This window comes from Sulfurovum sp. AR, assembly GCF_000296775.1.
GTDB lineage: Bacteria > Campylobacterota > Campylobacteria > Campylobacterales > Sulfurovaceae > Sulfurovum > Sulfurovum xiamenensis.
The window spans coordinates 1-21834 of sequence record NZ_AJLE01000004.1 but is presented as its reverse complement, the minus strand read 5'-3'; the positions used below and the strand labels follow the sequence as shown (position 1 = coordinate 21834).

Annotated in this window: 16 protein-coding genes, 1 pseudogene and 2 riboswitches; of the genes and pseudogenes, 2 read left to right on the top strand and 15 right to left on the bottom strand. The window is 34.0% G+C overall.

Annotated elements, in window-relative coordinates; all coding sequences use genetic code 11:
- Positions 1–75: riboswitch (cyclic di-GMP riboswitch) on the bottom strand.
- A gap of 350 nt (positions 76–425) precedes the next feature.
- A riboswitch (cyclic di-GMP riboswitch) is annotated at positions 426–510 on the top strand.
- 149 nt (positions 511–659) lie between these two features.
- Complete coding sequence (locus SULAR_RS11245) at positions 660–1805, top strand: hypothetical protein (protein ID WP_008243540.1); 1146 nt, start codon at positions 660–662, stop codon at positions 1803–1805.
- 73 nt (positions 1806–1878) lie between these two features.
- On the opposite strand, the pseudogene SULAR_RS04730 reads toward SULAR_RS11245, so the two are convergent.
- The 14 genes and pseudogenes from SULAR_RS04730 to SULAR_RS10910 form a co-directional block, all read right to left on the bottom strand.
- A pseudogene (locus SULAR_RS04730) lies at positions 1879–2097 on the bottom strand (transposase); the annotation flags it as partial.
- Entirely contained in the window at positions 2084–3034 is a 951-nt protein-coding gene (locus SULAR_RS04725; protein ID WP_255344715.1) for a glycosyltransferase family 4 protein, read from the bottom strand. The gene SULAR_RS04725 and the pseudogene SULAR_RS04730, both read right to left, overlap by 14 nt.
- Before the next feature lie 316 nt (positions 3035–3350).
- On the bottom strand, positions 3351–3998 hold the full coding sequence (locus tag SULAR_RS04720) for a hypothetical protein (RefSeq protein ID WP_008243535.1): 648 nt from the start codon (positions 3996–3998) through the stop codon (positions 3351–3353).
- A gap of 606 nt (positions 3999–4604) precedes the next feature.
- A complete protein-coding gene (locus SULAR_RS04710; protein ID WP_008243533.1) occupies positions 4605–5723 on the bottom strand; it encodes an anthranilate synthase component I in 1119 nt (372 codons plus the stop codon).
- The gene (locus SULAR_RS04705) at positions 5720–7084 is read right to left on the bottom strand and encodes a polysaccharide deacetylase family protein (RefSeq protein ID WP_008243532.1); all 1365 of its coding nucleotides are present in this window, start codon (positions 7082–7084) and stop codon (positions 5720–5722) included. Before SULAR_RS04705 ends, SULAR_RS04710 begins: the two co-directional genes overlap by 4 nt.
- Positions 7081–8034: a hypothetical protein gene (locus tag SULAR_RS04700; protein ID WP_008243531.1), complete on the bottom strand. Its 954-nt coding sequence runs from the start codon at positions 8032–8034 to the stop codon at positions 7081–7083. Before SULAR_RS04700 ends, SULAR_RS04705 begins: the two co-directional genes overlap by 4 nt.
- Positions 8024–9313: an oligosaccharide flippase family protein gene (locus SULAR_RS04695; RefSeq protein WP_008243530.1), complete on the bottom strand. Its 1290-nt coding sequence runs from the start codon at positions 9311–9313 to the stop codon at positions 8024–8026. Before SULAR_RS04695 ends, SULAR_RS04700 begins: the two co-directional genes overlap by 11 nt.
- Positions 9314–9316: 3 nt before the next feature.
- On the bottom strand, positions 9317–10426 hold the full coding sequence (locus SULAR_RS04690; protein ID WP_008243529.1) for a DegT/DnrJ/EryC1/StrS aminotransferase family protein: 1110 nt from the start codon (positions 10424–10426) through the stop codon (positions 9317–9319).
- A 3-nt stretch (positions 10427–10429) separates the two neighbouring features.
- Positions 10430–11008, bottom strand: a complete 579-nt coding sequence (locus SULAR_RS04685) for an acyltransferase (protein WP_008243527.1) — start codon at positions 11006–11008, stop codon at positions 10430–10432.
- Positions 11008–11967, bottom strand: coding sequence for a Gfo/Idh/MocA family oxidoreductase (locus SULAR_RS04680; RefSeq protein WP_008243525.1), 960 nt, complete (start codon positions 11965–11967; stop codon positions 11008–11010). The genes SULAR_RS04685 and SULAR_RS04680 overlap by 1 nt, the downstream gene beginning before the upstream one ends.
- Before the next feature lie 40 nt (positions 11968–12007).
- A complete protein-coding gene (locus SULAR_RS04675; protein ID WP_008243517.1) occupies positions 12008–13279 on the bottom strand; it encodes a nucleotide sugar dehydrogenase in 1272 nt (423 codons plus the stop codon).
- A gap of 179 nt (positions 13280–13458) precedes the next feature.
- On the bottom strand, positions 13459–15840 hold the full coding sequence (locus tag SULAR_RS04665) for a polysaccharide biosynthesis tyrosine autokinase (protein ID WP_008243516.1): 2382 nt from the start codon (positions 15838–15840) through the stop codon (positions 13459–13461).
- 158 nt (positions 15841–15998) lie between these two features.
- Complete coding sequence (locus SULAR_RS04660; protein ID WP_238536360.1) at positions 15999–16718, bottom strand: polysaccharide biosynthesis/export family protein; 720 nt, start codon at positions 16716–16718, stop codon at positions 15999–16001.
- Between the two features lie 221 nt (positions 16719–16939).
- Entirely contained in the window at positions 16940–17392 is a 453-nt protein-coding gene (locus tag SULAR_RS10910) for a tRNA/rRNA methyltransferase SpoU (protein ID WP_008243513.1), read from the bottom strand.
- A gap of 154 nt (positions 17393–17546) precedes the next feature.
- Here SULAR_RS10910 and SULAR_RS04650 point away from each other — a divergent pair, with 154 nt between their 5' ends.
- Positions 17547–19391, top strand: coding sequence for a carbamoyltransferase C-terminal domain-containing protein (locus SULAR_RS04650; protein ID WP_008243510.1), 1845 nt, complete (start codon positions 17547–17549; stop codon positions 19389–19391).
- A gap of 543 nt (positions 19392–19934) precedes the next feature.
- On the opposite strand, the gene carB is transcribed toward SULAR_RS04650, so the two are convergent.
- Positions 19935–21834 (bottom strand): carbamoyl-phosphate synthase large subunit (gene carB, locus SULAR_RS04645; RefSeq protein WP_008243508.1); only part of this gene is annotated, 1900 nt, incomplete at its 5' end.

Here is a 21834-nt window from a genome sequence, read left to right as displayed (position 1 = left end):
CTGAGTGGCTTGGCGATCTACTTGAGCCCCATTGCTTTCCGTCCTATCTCTACAGATAGTTTGGCTTTATTAAAGTAATAATTAGTATATGTCAGAATATTTAAAAACAAACTGAATTTAAAATAGTAATGATCAAGAAAGCAAAATTAAAAATATTAGTTATTGAAAAATTTTAATATAATATCTAATCTAATTTATAGGACTTTCTAAAAGGCATTTGTATCACTTTATAAATTTTGAATACACTTTATTGCCATCTTTTTTAAGGTGCCCCTATGTTAATCAATCCAAAAACTTAAGTCTTTCATCCCTTCAAAAAATTTTAATATAAAACTGATACAATAGATAAGATTGAGTCTAAGTATGCACCTAAATATCTTAAATATATAGGTAATGCAGTGGTAATAGTTTGATGATACAATGATGCAGTAAAAAGCCAAACTTGTTGTGAAGCAGGGACGGAAAGCTACGGATCTTATTTTATGTAGATGAGATAGCCGGGTTACCTTAATACTTTTGTTTTGTATACTAAAATAAAGTCTTATGTGATACTTCAAGATTCTACCGAAAGAATTGAAAAAGTAGTTTTCTGTATTTTAATTTTCACAATTGTAAGTTTTATTACTAAAATAGTTTGTTAAATTAAAAAAGGAAAAATAATGCAAAATAGAACAAAGATTCCAACTCCTTTTGGAATAAAAAACAGTATGGTTAAATATCTCATTGTCATAATATCACTCTTTTTTATCCTACCATCTTCTTCCTCTGCCGTAGAAGGTTCATGGGTAGAACTGAATGGTAAAGTGTATGGAGCCAAACCTGACTACCGAGGTCCAATAGGCGGAGGAGCTGGCTACTTCGATATTAAAACATCAGGTGATTACACAGTTACATCATACTCTGAATTGGTATCCGCTATTTCTTCTGCCTCAACAGACGATGTGATATATATCCCTGAAAGCGCGACTATCGACTTTACAGGACAACCCTCGCTTTATATCAGTAAAAAGCTTACGTTTGCAAGCAACAGGGGAATTGGCGGTTCCACTGGAGGTGTAATCAAAAACGACAGTCTTTCCAACAATTATCATAAAACAATAGTGGTAAACATTGACGGCGTTAGATTCACCGGACTTGACATACAGGGTCCTTCCGGTACCGAAGCCTCAGTAAACATGGTAACAGGGATATCCACAGAGAAGAACAATATCGAAGTAGATAACTGTCTTATACACGGATGGACTTATGCGGGTATCAGGTCAGACAGGAGCGGCAATAACCTAAACGTACACCACTGCGACATCTATGATAATAAACGCCCTGGATACGGCTACGGTGTATCTGTTTTCGTAGGACATGCTGAAATAAATTACAACAAGTTTGGAAACAATCGTCATAATATAGCTTCAAGCGGAGATGCAGGAACAAGCTATACTGCCAGGAACAACATAACTTATGGAGCAGGAACTAACATCCTCTTTGATATGCATGGTGGAGATGGTGATGGTACTACGGCAGGTAATGTTATTTTTGAAAACAACTATGTTGGTGTGCGTGATCGTGAAGGTTGGGGCGCCAATAACGTAAGAGGCGAGCCTCGTGACCGATCTGATTATCACTATAACTGGTATGTCGGCTATGTTGATGGCCCAGATGCGATGTGGGTATGTTCTACTTGTGATATGACCAATGTTTATATGAGTGACAACATTTATGGTGATGGGTATTCTCCGGCACCAACAGAAGAACCCGCAAAAGAAAATATTTTTATTTTAGACCCAAATACTAAAACTCTTCGCCGATAGGACTGAGTCCAAACTTTGGGTTTGGCTTAGTGTCGATAATCCTTCCATTTTCAAACCCCTCCAAAAGTAGAGGTTAAGCTACAAGAGCCAACTTTTGCCCGGGAGTGATCCCGCCTATTGCCATATTATTAAGGCGTTCGTTATTATACAGCCAAAGCCATTTGGTTGCAAATTTTTGTACCTCTTCAATTGATTCAAAGAGATATTGATTAAGCCAGTCATATCGGACAGTCAGGTGATATCTTTCGATATAGGCATTTTTCTGCGGTTTTCCAGGTTTAATATACTCTATCCGCCCCTTCATTAATTATCTTTTCATAGATTTTGTTTAATTTAATAGAGTAATATTGACAATTATATTTTTCTTTGATAGTTGCTCTAGCTTTTTCTTGCAAGATATCTATAGAACTTTTATTAAACTTTTCTATTAATTCATCCATAAGATTACATAATTGTGAACTATTATTCTTATCTACTATAAAACCATTTATTCCATTCTCAACCACAGTTGCCATAGATCCATCATCAGTCACAACAGGAATCACACCATAAGACATAGATTCTAATAACGCCATTGGCAATCCTTCACCATAAAGAGACGGCAATAAAAAGATATCTGCTTCTAAGTATGCTCCGAATTTTGATTCACCCGCAACAATACCTTTATATTGAAAATTCTCACCAATTGTAGCAGTTAGTTGTTTAATTACATCATCTTGATCAGGGCCTGTGCCATATAAATTAAATTCAAAATCTGATCTTCTTACGCTTAATTGTGATAGAGCTTCAACAATATTAAAAACACCCTTGCTTTCTACAATCCTTCCTAAAAAAATAATTCGTGCTGTTTCATGACTTTTTTTATATTTAATATCAGGTACAGTAACACAATTTTCTATCGGTGTAATATCTTCTTCTTTAAGTTTGTATTTTTGCAATAGCAAATCTTTTTCTAGATGGCTCAACACAACAATATGATCTGCACTATTGAAATAGTGTTCCAAATACTTATAGAGCCATTTGTTTTTCGGAGTTGTTTTAAGATATGTTCCGCCATGTAAATGTAAAAGTACTTTAATCCCCATTAACTTGGCAATATTCAAGAATATAAAATCTCTCATAATAGCTAAGGTATTTAAAGGAGCATTAAGATGGAAAATGTCTATTTTATTTTTTGAAAGACTGTACATAAATTTAAACGGTAATATAAACTGATCCAAAAACCACATCATATTACGCTTTTGTTGATCTTTTTTACCTACTAAAAAATGTATATAATTTTGATCTGTTTCAGTTAAAATATTATTTACAACTGATGAAATACCACTTACATTATACTTTGTATCTAATGATGGTGCTGTAATAAGAATATTCATAAATTATTTTCCTTGCTCAAAAAAATTTTCAAAATTTCCAGCTACAATATTGTTAGCAGGAAAACTTTTTGTTACTGTTTTTTCATTAATCACTAGTACTAATGTAAACAATAGCTTAATCCTTTTATTTTATGCTTAAAATTACCGCGCCAATTCAATCTCACTGCACCTACTTCTCACCTAACATATCAGTTGCTTTACGACCAGAAGATGTAGTTTTATACTTGTAAAACAATAAATAATTATAGGTTATAACTAGCGGCAAAATTGATCTGATTTCACCAACTGTTTTAAACAATAGAATTTCAATAAAAAAATATGAAAAAACTACAGTCGCAATAAAATATGCCTTATCACCGCTGTTTGTTGAAACTATTACATACAATCCGTGTACTAATAGTACTATTAATAATAAAAATACTATTATCCCATAGTTTTGAAGAAAAGAAAGTATATTATGTATATAAGAACCTTTTTCTCCAAACACTAACGTGTCAGATCTTAACCCTCCAGTTATAAAATTATTTTTTATATATTCCCAATTCTGCTCTAATTGAATCAAACGTCCCTGCCCAGATGGATCATCTTCAATACCATAAAATAAAAAATACATACCTGGGTTTGCTTCCATTAATAAATTTTGAAATTCTTGAGAATTTCCCAAAACAAATAAAATAGCTAATAGTAATAAAGTAATGATCTTAGCTTTTTTACTAAGAAAAAAAATAGTGAACACAGTCAAATAAGCCAATAAGGTACCTCTACCGGAAGCTAAATAAAGTATATAAATTGATAAAAGGGAGACGAATAAGAACATGCTGTTTCTTTTTATATATGATAAAACAAAAAAGAAAAAATGGCAAAATAAGAGGAGAAAAAAAGATGAAAACCCACCTCGTAACCATAATATAATGATCTTTTGCTATATGGAATGCCTGCACCTCTAATAAGTGCTTGAATATAATCAGTTGGATAAATATGTATTAGATATATAAAAAAAAGAAATATGAGTGAAAAATAAATAATATATAAATATAAAATATTTTTAAATTTGAATAGATATGGGTATGTCATAATCATTGCCAGTGAAATAATGTACCATGATATTGTGTCAAAAAATATACTCAACTTTTCATCGAAAGGCAAATAGTTTGCATAATCATAAATTATAATATATGTAATTTGAAATAAAATCAATGATATAAATAATAAATGATACAAATATCCTTGAGAAAATACATATTTTATTTTATTTGAAAAAATGATTAATACTAATGAAATAAGTAAAAGAAATGCTTGCTGAACGGGCCAATAAAAAAATCCGAATCCATATTGCTTATGAATCATTACACCAAAAATCTGATATAGAAACATTATGGAGTACAGTGCTATAGCAAAACATTCCATAATGTTTAATTCTTTACTATCTGTCATTTTCTAATAAAACCTCTTCGAAAAAATCTAATCGTTTGTTTTCCTTTTTCTCAAGATCAAAAATCCTACGTGCTTCCTTGATGATATCATCAGATGTGTATTTGGATGCCGAATCAAAAAACTGTTTTATATGTACAATATTATCTCGGACATTATTCTCATTGTTTCCAATATTCAATACGAATGGCAAAGTGTCGATCTCGAAGTCTGTATCCTGATAACCGGTAATAATTGGTAATCCTTGGGCCAAATACATCCTGCTTTTTAGAGGTGATGCCTCATTCATTCCTTTTCTATGTAGTGCCAAGCTTGAAATACCAATATCACATTTTGAAATAATGTGCTGAGCTTTATCTGCCTCAAGATACCCGTAAACGACCATATTACTTAATTCCTGGAAATCGGGAAAAGCATCTAATTCTGCCTGATCAGGACCTATAATATGAAAAGTTATGTTTGGGAATTTGTTCGCCATGTAAATACACTTATCGATGCCATGCCATATTTGCTTGGGGGTACCTATAAATACGACATTTTCCACACAAGAAGTGTTGTTTTTGTGGTATCTAATTTGATCGATATCAATACTATTTCCCAAAACCAGCGTTTTTTTATTGAATTTTGTAAAGTTATCATCATTGCTTAATTCAACGCTTACGGAAACAAAAGCGGATGCATTACCATAAAAAAGTGTTCTTCCAATTGTATTGAAAGTACTGTACAGTATGCTCCTTTGTTTATACTCATTGACATCATTGGAATTAAGCTCTACGATATAGGGTGCAGCACTTTTCAATACACTTACAAGATTGGGCGAATATCTCATATATCTGCTATAGATTATGTCAGGCGAGTACTTTTGTAATTCTAAATCTAGTAATAAAGTATTTGCATAGTTTCTTTTTATTTTTTGAAAAAAATTAATTTTTCCCCTGGAAACAGATATCACTGTTCCATTTTTGATAATACTATTTTGATTTTTAGATATCAATGAAAAAATATGCACCTTATGTCCAAGAGATTCCCATACTTTTATTTTTGCCATAATCTTTTGTACAACACCGGTATTCGTTGAGATATCCTCGTCTAAAACATAAGCGATTTTCATTTTGTCAGTACCTTCTCATAGATATATTGATGTTCTTTCCATCTATTTACATTAAAACTTGAATTATGCCAGATAAAAACAAATTCACCATTGTATTTTTTAACTACTTTCATTAATTTAGTTATTTTTTCTTCCATTTTAATTGCTTCATATTCTGGAGAATAATTCAAAAAGCTTGCTTCCATCACAATTAGTGGTCGCTCCTTTAATCTTAGTTTTTTTCTTGTAAGAATATTAAAAACACTATATTCAAAACATACACCACATCTAAAGCCTTCTTTATCAGCATAACCAAGTGTGCTGTCCCACTTCATATCGTTATCCTCCCATATTTGCCAAGTAACAGGCACTTCAAATCTTAGAAAATGTTCCCTTCCAAATGCTATGCTGGTTTTGAACTCTTTCTCCAATTCCTCTTTTTCTTTTTTAAATTGGTCACTGTCATTATAGGCATTAAATGTAGGATGAATGCCTATCTCATGACCTCTGTTTTTTATATTTTTAACTAATTTTTTTATAAAAATATTTGAACTTTGATATGCATTGTCAAAACTAGTAACACCTTCTCCCATAAAAAAAAAGTAAGATTTGACTCCCACTTTTTCACTTATATCCATCAAATAATCAAAAGTATCAAAGGGGTCTTTTTGCAATCCTAAATGTACCAATAACTTCTCGATAATTTTTTTTATGGCCAAAATAGGATCTTTCCTTTTTAATATATCTCCACAGATTTCAGGTAAACAACTTTTCCAATCAGTGTACCTTAACGGAACATCCACATCATGCGTTAAATATAGTTGGTATTCTTTAGTTTTCCGTTTTTGATTTATGCCTAAATGGGCAAGCATATTCCAAAGCATCTCTACATACTCATTGACGATTGGTCTATCTAAAAAGTTGTTTTTAAAAGCTAGACTTTCATATGCCGGAAATCTGTTATGGGAATCTCTATTTTTATTTACATATTCTTCCCATCTTGTAAGCATAAAAAAAGATGAGGCAAAGATATCTAGACCACATATAATGGTTTTTTGTTTATGGCTTATGGTTTTTAGTTTATGCCCTCCATAAATGATTGGTGCATCATTTTCTACTATAAAATCATTTTCTGTAAATCCTATTTTATTAGGAATATTTTCCAGTTTCAGATATTCTAAATCTTCTGGAAATTTATTAAAAAAATGATCTTCAAAGATCAATTTATTTTTATTTTCAAGCTCAATAATCCAACTGTCATCCTCCTCCTTCTTCCTTCTACTTTTTACCTTGTATTCTAGCCCTAAAAACTCATTGAAAATAATATCTATTATATATTTTCTTTCATTTATATTATTGTTTGGTATAAAGATTTGTATCATTTAATAATCTCTTTAATTAATTGTCTTATTTTTAAAATTTTAGAGTTCTTTTTAGTTATCTGGAAATAAGGTTTTTGAATAGCGCCAAATTTTCTAAATGAACTCTCTACATTCTCGATCATACTTCCTTCAAAATCATATTTTTTTGTTTTTGTTGAAACAAATTTGATTATCTCTCTAGTCAGTAAACTGGCAGTGCCACTATTTCGAAAATCTGGGTCAACGGTATTTAATAAATGATAAGCACTGTTTTGATCCCAAACAACAAAAAGTGCCGCATGTATATTTCCAACTTTGTCAATGGCATATATTGTTTTTGCGGAATTATGCTTATAGCCACTATTGTAGATAGATTCAAACAACTCAAAGCTGTAGGTGATAGTATCATTCTGTTTTAAAAGTGTCATTTTATGATTTTCATAAAAATCTCTAGCTGACAAATCAAATTTAATATCAACAATCTTTTCTGCTTTTTTTATATTTTGTTTTTTAGATAGATCAAAATTATTAAAGACATTCTCTAAATTACTTAAATCTTCTATTACATAAGTATACCTAGTAGTCTGTTCAAAATTATTCCAATAAAAAGGCAACCAATTAGTTATATTATAATGAAAGGTTTGAGAAAACTTATCAAACTTAGGTAGTTTTTCGATAAGCTCATTCGTAATCTTTTTTTCCAAAGAAAGCTTGTTATGATATTTTTGTCCTTCTGGATATTTGATATACGGTCCCATCGTCTGAGTTAATTGTGGCATAGAAATCAGATCAAAGCCAACCTTTTTTATTTTATAATACGGCATAGATGCAATAATATTTTTATTTTTTTCTATTAACACCACATCCCAGTTTTCTTCACCGCATACAGCGTCAAGCCACCAGTCTTTGCTAAAAATTGGTATATCTTCTTCTATTTTACAAAATTCTTTGTATTTTTGTTTAAATATCATATTTATCCTCCATAAAAGTTGATCTTATAATTTTTTTTAAATAATAATTAATATAAATATAATGCAAACTTCCGAAAATAGACATAATAAATATGGAAATTTCAAAATCAAAATAGAGGCTACTGATATATAAAGAACTTATTTGAGATATAAAAAAACTAACTTTCCAATAAAGTTCAAATTTTTGTTCCCCTAAGACATGGACAAGTGAGCTTATCGGAATAAAGATACTGCCGAAAAAGATCAGTGGCAAAAAATACCTTAGATATTCACCGGCTTTTTCCCACTCTTCGCCAAAAATAACTTTAAAAAAAATTGGTGAGAATATAAACATAAAGATTACAAAAGGCAATAAAAACAGTATCATCTTTTTTTGAATAGTTTGTGTAAAAACAAGCAATTCTAAATTATTTTTGGCATGAAGGACAACTGCCTTTTGATGGTATACTTGAGCCAAAGAAGAAAAAAGTAAATTAATAGGAGCCCTGACTATAGTATTAGCAAAATAATATAATCCCACTACTGTTGTATTAAAAAATATATTTATAAGTAATGGCAGACTGCTTGTGGCTACTGTTTGTAAAAAAACTCCGGGAGTAGAATATTTGGGAAAGTTGATATATTTTTTTGATAATGCAATAACTTTTAATTTTTTAACCCTACTAAAAAGAGCTTTATCCTCTTTCCAAACCATTCCGAACAATACAATTGCAGCAATAACTTGCCCGGCAATTGTACCCATAATCAATCCACCTTTTGTCAGTCCACTGAACCCCATACCCAATTTACTACCACCGGCTGTACTATTTTGAATGACTCTACTTACAGCTAACCTCTTATATTGTTTTTTCCTATTACTCCAAAAGTTAACACTTTGGTAAACTCCTGAAAAAAAGGTTGTTAACGGTACAAAATATAACCACATTGATATCTTTTCGTTTTGTAGCAACTGAGTAATCTGACTATTGAATAGAAAAATAACAATCGAAATAAATAGGCTAAATACAAAGGCAATACCAATAGATAAAATCACAATATGTGCTGCATCTGAATCTTTTTTTGGCAGCATTACTGCTGCTTCATATTTTACAGTTGCAACAATAGATAAAATTGCTGCAATACTCATATAAAGTGCAAATACTCCGAAGTCATCTGGCGAATATAATCTGGTTAAAATAGGACTTATTGCTATAGGTATAGCCTGTGCGATAGCCGTGCCGCTGATAAGTGTCGCAATATTACGACTAAACTCACTCTTTGGTATAAATTTTTTTATCATTACTTACAAGTTCTTACAAATGTATTTAATTTCATCTTCCATTAAGAAAGGATTCATAGGCAAACTCATAATTTCATTTGCAATCTTTTCGGAGATAGGAAAATCACTTTTTTTGTATCCAAGATATACAAACGCTTCCTGTAGGTGCAAAGGTTTAGGATAGTGAACAGCTGTCGGAATGCCTTCCTCTTTCAATTTCATTTGAATTTTATCTCTATTCTGTACTCTAATAGAATACTGAGCAAAAGTAGAAGTCCTATCGTTTTTAACAACAGGGAGTGTTAGATGATCGTTTTTAGTTGATAGTATTTTATTATATTTTTCTGCCACCTCTTGTCTAAGCTTTAGATCTTTTGGATAATGTTTTAGTTTGATATTAAGTACGGCTGCTTGAATAGTGTCTAGTCTGCCACCCATGCCAATGTATTTATGATGATAGCGTTTTGTCTGGCCATGAAGACGCAGACTTTTTATCTTTTCTGCAAGTACATCATCATTGGTAAACACCGCTCCACCATCACCAAAACATCCCAATGGTTTTGCTGGGAAAAAGCTTGTGGTCGAGATATCCCCTAAGTTGCTGTCGGTTTTTCCTTTATAGGTGGATCCAAAGCTTTGTGCACCATCGATGATGATGTGTAGTTTTTGGTTGTTAGTTTTTAGTTGTCGGTCGGCTATGGTTTGGATGGCATCCATATCTGATGGTTGACCGTATAGAGAAACTGGGATAATGGCTTTCGTTTTGGGTGTGATAGCAGCTTTTATTTTAGATGGGTCGATATTGTATGTTTCTTCGTCAATGTCTACAAAGACTGGTATGGCTTTTAAAAAAGCTATGGTCTCAGCCGTAGCTATAAATGTAAAAGGTGTCGTGATGATCTCATCTCCAGGTTGTATATTTATAGCCATCATAGCAAGAAGCAAAGCATCTGTACCATTGCTACATGTAATAGCATGTTTAACACCAGTAAATTCCTGAAGGGATTCTTCCAATTCAGATATTTCTTCGCCCATAATGTAGTTGGATTTGTCAAGTACAGCTTGAATTGCTGTATCTATCTCATCTTTGTAGCATTGATAATGTTTTTGTAGGTTTGCAAAATCGATTTTCACGTCTTACTCCTTAATTACCTTTAACTGTTCATCTATAATTTGATATTTACTGTTATCAAATTCATCTATGGCTATGTTGTTATCATTGAACTTCAAAGTATTTCCAGCTTTACTTACCCATCCAATTTGCCTGGCTGGAACTCCTACCATAAGTGCATAAGGTTTGACATCTTTATTTATTAGTGCCGAAGAACCAATCAGAGCATATTCTCCTATAGTAACCCCACAGACTATAGTAGCATTCGCACCAATTGAACAACCTCTTTTAAGAAGTGTTTTTTTAAACTCTTCTCGTCTTACAATAAAAGCTCTAGGGTTGATAACATTGGTAAATACCATGGATGGACCCAAAAATACATCATCTTCAACTTCAACACCTTCGTATATCGAGATATTGTTTTGTACTTTAACGCCATTACCTATTTTAACTTTTGGACCAACAACACAATTTTGTCCAAAAGAACAATTATCTCCAATGGTAGTATGTGACATAATATGAGAGAAATGCCATATTTTTGTATTTTTACCAATATGCACATTCTCATCGATATATGCAGATTCATGAGCAAAAAAATCAGTCATTAGTCAAGTACTTTCTTACAAAATGGATGATATTTTCCTGTTAAGCCAATAGGGTCTAAATTTCTAATGGTTGAAACAATATTAATAGGGGCGTATACTTCATCTAGGCCAAATCCGTTTCCTTTTAAGATCTCTTCATAGCTTCTTGTGTGAAGATCCGTAAAACCTCCACTAAACTCCATCTCTTCATCATTAACCGTAATAGATCTAAATGTAGTTTGACCTTGTGCTTTAATCTCTTCAGGAATGTAGTCACTATTAACGGACAAGAACCAACGAACATTGGCATTTTTCAGTTTTAAAAATCCTGCATTGGCATCAGGAGTCTTTAGATGCAGTATATTCTCTTCTGCTTCTCCAAATATCCAGGTTAACATATCGAAAAAGTGCACACCTATGTTCGTAGAGACTCCCCCTGATTTAGATTGATCACCTTTCCATGAAATGAAATACCATTTGCCTCTTGAAGTCAGGTATGTTAAGTCAATATCATATATCTTATCTGGATTAGCAGTTAGATCTTTTTCTATTTTTTCTTTTAAAGCAATTATAGATGGGTGAAGTCTGAGCTGCAAGATGTTGTAAACTTTTTTCCCAGTTTCCTCTTCGATAACCTTTAACTGATCAATATTCCAAGGGTTAAGCACCAGTGGTTTTTCACAGATTGCATCTGCTCCATTTTTAAGAGCAAATCTAATATGTGCATCATGTAGATAATTTGGAGAACAGATAGATACATAGTCAATTCTTTTATGGGTATCCCTATGCCACTTATCTACAAATCTCTCAAACCTCTCAAACTCTGTAAAAAAGTCAGCTTGCGGGAAATTACTATCCATAATTCCTATACCATCATAAGGATCCAATGCTGCGACAAGAGTGTTTCCAGTCTCTTTAATAGCTTTCATGTGTCTTGGAGCGATATAACCAGCCGCTCCTATCAGCGCAAAATTTTTCATATCCAATCCTTTTCTCTATTTTATCAATTTCAAACTTGTCTTATAATCTCCAACTAGGGTTTTTGACAATGCCTTTAATATCCATAATTACAGGTGTAACATTGGAAATCTTTTCATAATCAGCTCGTGTAAGTTCTTTAAACTGCTTATGTGCTACAGCTACGACAATAGCATCATATTTTTTATCATTTAAAAATGGATCATCAATAATCCCATGTTTATAATGCTGTTTCTCTTCTTCAGGATCAACCCAAGGATCATATACATCGACATTACATGCATACGTTTTAAGTTCTTCAATGATATCTATGACTTTCGTATTTCTCATATCAGGACAATCCTCTTTGAATGTCGCTCCCAAGACTAGAACATTTGAACCTTTGATTTTCTTATCATTGGCAATCATTGTTTTTATTGTCTGCTGGGCAATATATTTACCCATACCATTATTTATCTGTCTAGCTCCAAGGATAAGATTTGGCTTATAACCAAGTTCTTCAGCCTTGTAAGTCAAATAGTATGGATCTACACCGATACAGTGTCCACCTACAAGGCCCGGAGCGAGTTTTATGAAGTTCCATTTCGTTGCTGCAGCTTCGATGACTTCATTCGTATCAATTCCCATTGTGTCAAATATCAGTGCAAGTTCATTGATGAGGGCAATATTTACATCTCTTTGGGTATTTTCTATGACTTTGGATGCTTCAGCCACTTTAATGCTTGATGCTAAGTGAGTTCCGGCTGTGATGATACTTCTATAAAGATCATCCACCTTTTTGGCGATCTCAGGTGTGGAACCAGAAGTGACTTTTAGAATTTTCGTTACCGTATGTTCCTTGTCGCCTGGATTGATTCTCTCAGGACTGTATCCACAAAAGAAGTCTTCATTAAAGATAAGTTCACTTGCTTTCTCAAGCTCTGGAACGCACACTTCTTCTGTAACACCGGGATAGACTGTTGATTCATAGATAACAATGTCACCTTTTTTGAGTACTTTTCCAACGCTCTCAGAGGATTTAATCAATGGATTTAGATCTGGACGATTGCGTGAATCAATGGGAGTAGGTACTGTTACAATATAAATATTGCAATCTTTAATATCTTCGAGTTTCGTTGTATAAAATATCTTGTCTTTTATGTTAGCCAATTGTTTTTCATTGAGCTCCAATGTTCGATCATAGCCATTGTTTAATTCATCTACTCTTGATTGATTAATGTCAAAACCAACTACTTTATATTGTTCTGAAAAGGCATGGGCCAATGGAAGTCCAACATAGCCTAAACCGATAACACAAATTTTATTAGCACTCATTGTTTTTACCTTTCTTGATTACAATGAATATACTCAGTTTGAATATTGTTGATGAAACTAACAATTTTTCACATGTATTCATTGCTATCACCCGTAGATTGTTGTTTAGCGATTTTAATTTTATTAATGGGTTACCTGTATTCCTCATATTACTATTCATTCGTATAGTGGTCAACATTTTAGTCCTTCCCCTCATAGCCATAACCATAACCATAACCATAACCATATGAACCTGAAGATATATCTGCAGAATTAATCACAATACCCATGTGTTTAAGATCATGTTTCTCCACTATATTATTCAGATCCGTAACAAATGATTTCTTGGCATGGTTCTCTCGGAAAACAATAAGACTTGTATCGGCATATTGCATGAGATGCATGGTATCCGTCACAAGTCCCAGTGGTGCACTGTCTATAAAGATATAATCATAGATTTCTTTCAAATCATTTAGTAGCATATCTAATTTATCTGTAAGAATAAGTTCTGAAGGATTAGGAGGGATAGGACCTGAGGTAATGACGTCTAAGTTATTATATTGGGTTGACTGAATGATCTCATTCATATTGCTTTTCCCGCTTAAATATGTACTCATTCCACTCTTATTACTTACATTAAAATAATGATGAATGGTAGGCTTTCTCAAGTCCAGGTTAATTACAATAGATTTATAATTTGCCATCTGAAAAATTGCACCTAAATTAGCTGCAGTGGTACTTTTTCCTTCTCCTGAAACAATTGAAGTTACTAAAACAACATTGGCTTTGTCACCTTTTTGTGAAAATTGTAAATTCGTACGTAAACTTCGATAACTCTCTGCAAAAGGTGATTTTGGATCTTTGAGGACCTCGAGTTTAAGTACTTTTTGTTTTAATGCAGGGAGGATACCATAGATCGGTATCGTAGTAAGGTTTTTGATATCTTCTACACTCTTAATGGTGTTATCCAAGTAGCTGCGCAACTTCGCCTGCATAATTCCCAAAATAAAACCCAGTAAAATCCCTCCTAAAAGAATGAGTACACGTTTTGGGTAAATCGGTTTATCCGCAATAGCTGCAGATTCAAAGATATTTATTTCGGAGACCGATGAAGATTCGATAATAGCTGTTTGAGCTCTTTTTTCTAATAAAAAAGAGTAGATCTTTTCATTGACTCTAAAATTTCGGGTAAGCCGTGTCAATTCTCGTTCTTGCACTGGAAGTGTCTGCATCTTGGCTTTGCTTTCTTGGATAATATAGCTTAATGACTGTTTATGTTTTTTAAATCCATTTAGCGAATTTAGTATGGCTTCCTTTAACGAATTTCGTAGAGATATAAGCTGGCGATCAACTTTGATGACGTTTGGATGACGTGTTGTAAACTCAGTTAGTAGATCAATCCGTTGGGCTGTTACTTTTTGAATTTCGAGAATGATATTTTGTATTGCAGAACCTGCTAGTGTCGCATTTCTAAAAGCAGAGTCGATGTTGATGCCTTTAATATCCTTGTGAGTTTCAATGTAGTTGAGGATATTTTCCATTACATCAATACGCATGTTGATATCATCAAGCTGAGTTTCAAGCTGATTCATCTTTTCGGACGTTATTTGTACTTTTGAACCTAAATCTACGACAATATTGGTCGCTTTATATTGCTCAAGATTTTGGGCAGAGCTTTTAAGTGTCTTATCAATGGCTTCGAGCTGCATATCGATGAAATGCAACTTTCTATTGGCGCTTTTTGACCTGTTTTCCATAGTCTCCTGGATATAGACGCTTGAGAGCATATCAAGGACTTCTTTTGCGCGAAGTGGGACATTGTCCTGAAAAGTTAGGACAATGATAGCACTATCTTTTGAATGTTGAGATACCGATATATTTTCTTGTATGAATTTAGTGATCAATTTCTTTGGTAGCATTGTGAAGAAGTAGTCATCATTTTCGAATTCAAATACCTTTTGAATAGTAATCGTAAACCATTGCGTCTCAATTTTTTCGCCAAATTTATGAACTTTATCATAGACGATAGGTTGTTCGTCAGCTGGAAGTGGCTTAATGAAAGAGCGTATAGTATTTACGATCTTCTTTTTCAGTGTCGGTTCTGTAACGAGTCTAAAAGACTGACCATCTTTGGTAGGAATAAGACGGAACGGTAGATTCATAGCATTTTTTGAAAGATACTCGAACGTAACGATAAAGGGGGAGTCTTTGTAAAGTTCATAGCTCTTTAGATTTTTTTTCGTAAAATATCGTATACTAAGATTTAGGTTTTCAAGTGCTCTTCCGATCAGACGCCGTGTACTAAAGGAAGCCATCTCATCTTCGAAACGGCTGTTTACGTTTCCTTCAGCCGTTGCCATAAAATCAGCCTTCATCGTCTTATTCTCATTTCCTCCGAGTTGCACAAGTGTTTGAGACTGATAGATATTCGTAGCAAAATAGGCATATGTAGAGGACAAGAACATTACTAAGATAGTTATAGAGATCAACGACTTATAGTAACGTTTGAGGATGGAAAAAATTTCTTTAAAATCTATATCTTTATTCATAGAGGTTTTCTGAATATATTTTTCTTTGTCCATCTAGCTAATCTCCCTTGTACAAGGTATTAATTAAAGCAAGAAAAAATTGCCTTGAGTTCTACATTAAGAGTTAAAGTGACTCACAAGACAGTGTTATTTACTGTCTTGTAATATCGTATTAACTACTACTTCTATTTCAAAATAGTATTCAGGAACTATTAACGATCTCTTAAATATTCAACATTCACTATAGGCTGAGTAATTTTTCCTGCTAAGTCAAAGACTGGCGTTACTTCATTTACACCAATGTTAAATGCTCTTACTCCATTCGGCGCCACATAAATGGTATCACCAGGGTAAATCATTAAGTTGGCCATTTTAATAGAGTTTGCACCTGTAAGGTCTACAGTTTGTGTCTCCACTGTATTCTTTCTCGGTTTCATAATCACAATAGCATGTCTATTGGCATAATTTGTTAAATCTCCTGCTCCGGCTAGGACTTGTAAGAGAGTGGCTCTTTCATTATAGAGATTTACTTCTCCCGGCTTGTTTACTTCTCCAAGAACATAGGCTCTTTTGTTGAGCACTTGCAAGTTTAGCTCTGCATTTTCAAGATACGCTTTATATGCTCTCTCTATTTTAGCTTGTGCCGCTGGCTGTGTGAGCCCTGCAATATGGATAGACTTGACCAGTGGCAGTCTCACATACCCTTTAGAATCCACTAAGACTCCTGTAGTATCTTCCCTTTGGCTATTAACACTTGTTGTACCAAGCTCTGGATGATTATACATTGTAATAGAGATCCTGTCATGTGGACGGATCCTATATTCGTACACACCCTCACTACCTATTACTGTTACACTTTTCGGTGCCTCTTCACTACTTACATTTGTGTCATGAAATAAGACTAAATCGGATTTCGTCGAACACCCTGCCATTGCAAGAGCTGCTACTATAAACAATACTACACGTTTCATGATATACCCCTTTTAAAAATTTAATATGTTTTGAGTATATCACAAATAGAATGAACTTGCAATAGCATTTTTTAATTTTATTGAAAACTATTATTATTAGTTATTATTATGTTATGTTTGAATTGATACATCATAATGGAAGCTGCCACACCTACATTAAAACTTTTTACACCCTCTGTCATCTATATGGTGACCACTTCATCACAGAGATCCAATATCTCATTGGATAAGCCTGAACCTTCATGCCCCATAATCAGTACCCATTTGTTTGCGACTTTGACAGATGCAAGAGGGGGTGGAGTCATCCGTAACTTCTGCAGCATAGATACGGTAGCCATTATCTTTAAGCGTTCTGATGGTCTGATGTATATCATCATAGAGGTGTGTTTTAAGCATACTGATATGTCCCATCGAGACCCTAAGTGCCCGTCTAGAGTAGGGTGTGATCCATGTATAGGCAGGTATGAGTGCATTCCTATGGCAGCAGAGCGTGCGATGGAGCCTATGTTTTGTGTTGAACTGATCTCCTCCAGCATAATGATCTGGTCATTCAGCTCATTTAGTGATACTGGTTCCGGATGTATACCATGCATCATAACATTATGGTGTATCTTGTGTCCCACTATCTCTTGCATAAGGACCTTACTTACGACAAAGAGTTGAGGAATGTTTTTCTCTTTTATGAGATGTATTCCGGATGCATTGATGATTTTGTTATTATTTGGATAAACTTTAAGTTATGAAAGTTAAGTTAATATCTTAATATTAGAAATTATAAAGGGGTATAAAATGAAAATTATAGGCACTAATTTTTTTGGTCATGACAGTGCTATTTTCTATATTGATACAATCAAGAAGGAAATCTTTGCTATTAGTACAGAACGTGTCACTCGGATAAAACATGATTGGCTAGATATAAGTCCTATATTAGAAAAATATGCATTTTCTGATATTGACTATGTTTGTCATGGTTATGGTGATTTTGATGAACCTATTAAAGGTGACTTGAGAATAGAAAGACTTATAGCTCTATATCAAGGAAAAGCTCATCGCAAACTTCTTCGTCCAACATATGTAAAAGATTTATCACCTTCTAGAACCAAAAAACTTTCTATTCTTTTATCTGCTCTCTTTACTCGCCCAAAAGATGTAAAAAATTATATGGAAATGAAAAATAAAAAATATACTGATAAGTTTATAAAACAATCAGCACATTTAACACAGCGTGAAATAATGGATAACTATATTTTAGGTGTACTTGAATCTTCCAATATTAAACCTAAAAAAATAGATTATTTTGATCATCACTTAACGCATGCGGTAGGAGCCTATTATTTTTCTCCTTTTGCTTTCCAACATAAGGCACTGAGTCTTACTATCGATGGTTGGGGTGATGGTTTTTTCAGTAAAGTTTTTGTTTTTGACGGTAATCAATTTGATCAGATCGGTCAATCAAAAATTGCTAAAGTAGACTCTTCTAATCTTGGATTTTCACATAATCTTTCATCAATTGGCGTTCTTTATGGTAATTTTACTGAAGCATTGGGACTGCGTCGCGCTAGTGATGAGGGAAAAGTTGAAGCATTGGCTGCTTTTGCAGAAAAAGATGAGGTACTTTATGATGAGCTGGTGGCGGCTACCAGAATTTCAGCAGAAGGAATCGGTTATGATGTTGAGGCAATTAAGCCATTTTACAATATGGAGTATCTTAAAAATCAGATCCAAAAGATAGGAGAAAAATCTTTTGCTGCAGTCATTCAAAGTTATCTTGAAGATACGGTTGTAGATTACCTCAATATGCTAGCTGAACATCAAGATATTGAATATCTTTGCCTCTCAGGGGGTACTGCAGCTAATATCATCATGAGTTTAAATATATATGAACGCACGAAATTTAAGCATATCTTCGTCATGCCTCCAATGGGAGATGAAGGTATTGCAGTAGGATCAGCGCTACTTAAAGCTTTGGAAATGGGAGAAGACATCAGCTGGGTCAATCAGCATTATATGCCTTATTTTGGTAATGTTTTAACGGGTGATGAGATAGAGGAGGCGATCACTTTTTACGATGATCGTATTACCTCCGAATATATCGGTGAGGCATGGTACAAAGACGCTGCTAAAACGATATCGGAAGATAAGATAATTGCTGTAGTGCACGGGCGTATGGAGTTTGGTCCAAGAGCTTTGGGGAACCGCTCCATTCTGGCCAATCCTGTCAACCCTGATATAAGAGCACTTATCAATCTAAAAGTAAAAAAGAGACCGGAATATCAACCTTTCTGTCCTTCAATCCTTGAAGAGGAGAGAGAACGTCTATTTGAGAACAGTTTTCCTCATAAACATATGGCTATTGCCTTCAGAGCAAAAGAAGAGTTTTACGACCAAATCCCATCAGCCATTCATGTCGATGGCACTGCACGTCCTCAATTTATAGAACGTCAGGATAATCCAGCTTATTATGAACTACTTAAAGAGGTAAAAAGATATACAGGTTTTGGAGTTGTTATAAATACTTCATTCAATCTGCATGGCCGAACCATTGTACATACGGCAAAAGATGCCATCCTGGATTTCCTTGATTGTAATATTGATGAACTTTATATCGAGGGCTTTCGTATAACTCGAAAATAGCTTTGATGATTTTAGTTTGATTATCATAGATATCATCAATTGGTAATAATTACACCTCCTGTAAGCACGGAGTACAATTTGATTTAAATTCATCATCGAGACAAAACTCTCGATAAATTACTATTTAATGGACCCCAAACGATGAAAGTATCGGGGGAAATCTTTCAGATTATAAGATTGTAATATTTTGAGAAAGGAATATAATGTATGTTGATGATCTAATATCTCTTGTTTTTCTTCTTACAGGAAAACGTTCAGAAAATAAAAAGATATTTTTTAAAATCAATAACATAGACTATTTAAAAGTTGTAAATATAGCAAATAGTGAATTTTGAACATCTGCATTGTATTATTATGAAATGAATAAATACAAATTTCTTAAAATTATTGAAGATAAGGAGCTACATGCATTTTTACATGATATCTTTATTACTTAACACTAAGCGAAATGAACAAATCTTACAGCAGTATTAGTATGATAAATATTGTTTTGTACATATCAGGTAGATGCATAAACAATTAGTAGGTCTTACAAGTTACTCACTAACTTAAATAGTCTTGCAGTGCTTTTGGTTCCGAAATACCACTCAATTTGATGAGCTCATTAGTGGCAATTGCAGTAGCTCTTGCAGCTGCAATCGTTGTCAAATAGGCAACATTGTTGCATATAATTGATTCCCGGATTTTTCTAGCATCTGCTTCGATAACTTTTTTATCAATTGTAATGACTACAATAGCAATCTCATCGTTATCAATCATATCATTGATATTAGGATGGCCTGCAGAGGATTTCAGTACTTTGGAGGAATTGATACCTGCAGCTTTAAGTGCTCGATATGTTCCAGAAGTTGCAATAATACTAAATCCTAGTTCTTCAAACATTTTGCCAATCTCACCTGCATACTTCTTATCTACCTCTGTTAAGGAAAGCAAGAGTATACCTTCAAGTGGTATATTATCTTCATATTTACCATTCATTGTTTTGAGCTTTTTGATTCTCAGTGCGGTTGATCGTGCAGCTTCAACGCTAGTAAAATAAGGTACATGGTGATTTAAAACTTTTTCTCTAATTGTTCTGACATTAGCTTTAGTTGCTACGTTATCACCAGTATTGATCGCTAAAGAAATCTCACCATTATTTATCATGTCATCAATATTTGGTCGACCTTCAGAGATCTTGAGTACTTTTGTTGAGTTGACTCCTGCATCTTTAAGTGCTCGATATGTTCCAGAAGTTGCGACAATACTAAATCCTAGCTTTTCAAATATTTTTCCAATCTCTCCTGCATACTGTTTATCTGTATCCATCAACGATATGAAGATTGTTCCTTTGAGAGGGATATTGTTTTTGCCGGCAAACTGACTCTTAGCAAAACTCATAGCGAAGTTGTCAGAAATACCCATAACTTCTCCTGTAGATTTCATCTCAGGTCCGAGGATAAGGTCCGATCCTGGGAGTTTATTGAAAGAGAAAACCGCTTCCTTAACTGCTACATGTCCTTTAAGGTTTGGTTCCATGATCTTTTTATCGAAGTTGACGACATTAAATGTATCGTAGAACTTGAGTGCTTCTCTGAGGTCACCCTGTAGCATAACCCTTGTTGCCACTTTTGCCAAAGGTACACCTGTAGCCTTTGATACAAACGGCACGGTTCTTGATGCTCTTGGATTGACTTCGATCAAGTAGATCTCACCTTTATGGATGGCATACTGTATATTCATCAGACCCACGACACCAAGACCAAGTGCGATCTGTGCAGTCTGCTCTTTTACTTTCTCTTGAAGTTCATCTGAGATAGATACCGGAGGAAGTGAACATGCAGAATCCCCAGAGTGGATACCTGCCTCTTCAATGTGTTGCATGATCGATCCGATATACACCTCTTCTCCGTCGCAGATCGCATCTACATCAAGTTCGACAGCACTGTCCAGGAATTTATCGATAAGGACTGGCGCATCATTAGAGACACTTACCGCTTCATCCATGTATTGTCTTAGTTCTGCATCGTTATATACGGTTTTCATACCACGTCCACCAAGTACGAAACTAGGGCGTACAAGCACAGGATAACCAATACGGTTTGCGATAGCCATCGCTTCATCTTTGGCAAATGCAGTACCGTTGTCAGGCTGTTTGAGTCCAAGTTCATTGATGAAAGTAGAGAACTGTTCTCTATCTTCGGCAAGGTCGATCACTTTCGCAGTCGTTCCTGAAATGTTCGCGCCGATTGCTGTAAGGTTCTTAGCCAGTTTGAGCGGTGTCTGTCCACCAAAGTGTACGATCACGCCATCCGGTTTTTCAAGTTCGATAACACTTCTGACATGTTCAAAATCAATCGGTTCAAAGTAGAGAACATCAGACGTATCATAGTCAGTTGAAACGGTCTCTGGGTTACAGTTATACATGATCGATTTCATTCCCATATCCTCAATGGCAAATGAC

What these genes read in the sequence shown, in the direction of transcription:
- SULAR_RS11245 (WP_008243540.1), top strand. Translation starts at nt 660, where the DNA reads ATGCAAAATAGAACAAAGATTCCAACTCCTTTTGGAATAAAAAACAGT.
- SULAR_RS04725 (WP_255344715.1), bottom strand. Translation starts at nt 3,034, where the DNA reads ATGTGGTTTTTGGATCAGTTTATATTACCGTTTAAATTTATGTACAGT.
- SULAR_RS04720 (WP_008243535.1), bottom strand. Translation starts at nt 3,998, where the DNA reads ATGTTCTTATTCGTCTCCCTTTTATCAATTTATATACTTTATTTAGCT.
- SULAR_RS04710 (WP_008243533.1), bottom strand. Translation starts at nt 5,723, where the DNA reads ATGAAAATCGCTTATGTTTTAGACGAGGATATCTCAACGAATACCGGT.
- SULAR_RS04705 (WP_008243532.1), bottom strand. Translation starts at nt 7,084, where the DNA reads ATGATACAAATCTTTATACCAAACAATAATATAAATGAAAGAAAATAT.
- SULAR_RS04700 (WP_008243531.1), bottom strand. Translation starts at nt 8,034, where the DNA reads ATGATATTTAAACAAAAATACAAAGAATTTTGTAAAATAGAAGAAGAT.
- SULAR_RS04695 (WP_008243530.1), bottom strand. Translation starts at nt 9,313, where the DNA reads ATGATAAAAAAATTTATACCAAAGAGTGAGTTTAGTCGTAATATTGCG.
- SULAR_RS04685 (WP_008243527.1), bottom strand. Translation starts at nt 11,008, where the DNA reads ATGACTGATTTTTTTGCTCATGAATCTGCATATATCGATGAGAATGTG.
- SULAR_RS04680 (WP_008243525.1), bottom strand. Translation starts at nt 11,967, where the DNA reads ATGAAAAATTTTGCGCTGATAGGAGCGGCTGGTTATATCGCTCCAAGA.
- SULAR_RS04675 (WP_008243517.1), bottom strand. Translation starts at nt 13,279, where the DNA reads ATGAGTGCTAATAAAATTTGTGTTATCGGTTTAGGCTATGTTGGACTT.
- SULAR_RS04665 (WP_008243516.1), bottom strand. Translation starts at nt 15,840, where the DNA reads ATGGACAAAGAAAAATATATTCAGAAAACCTCTATGAATAAAGATATA.
- SULAR_RS04660 (WP_238536360.1), bottom strand. Translation starts at nt 16,718, where the DNA reads ATGGCAGGGTGTTCGACGAAATCCGATTTAGTCTTATTTCATGACACA.
- SULAR_RS10910 (WP_008243513.1), bottom strand. Translation starts at nt 17,392, where the DNA reads ATGCAAGAGATAGTGGGACACAAGATACACCATAATGTTATGATGCAT.
- SULAR_RS04650 (WP_008243510.1), top strand. Translation starts at nt 17,547, where the DNA reads ATGAAAATTATAGGCACTAATTTTTTTGGTCATGACAGTGCTATTTTC.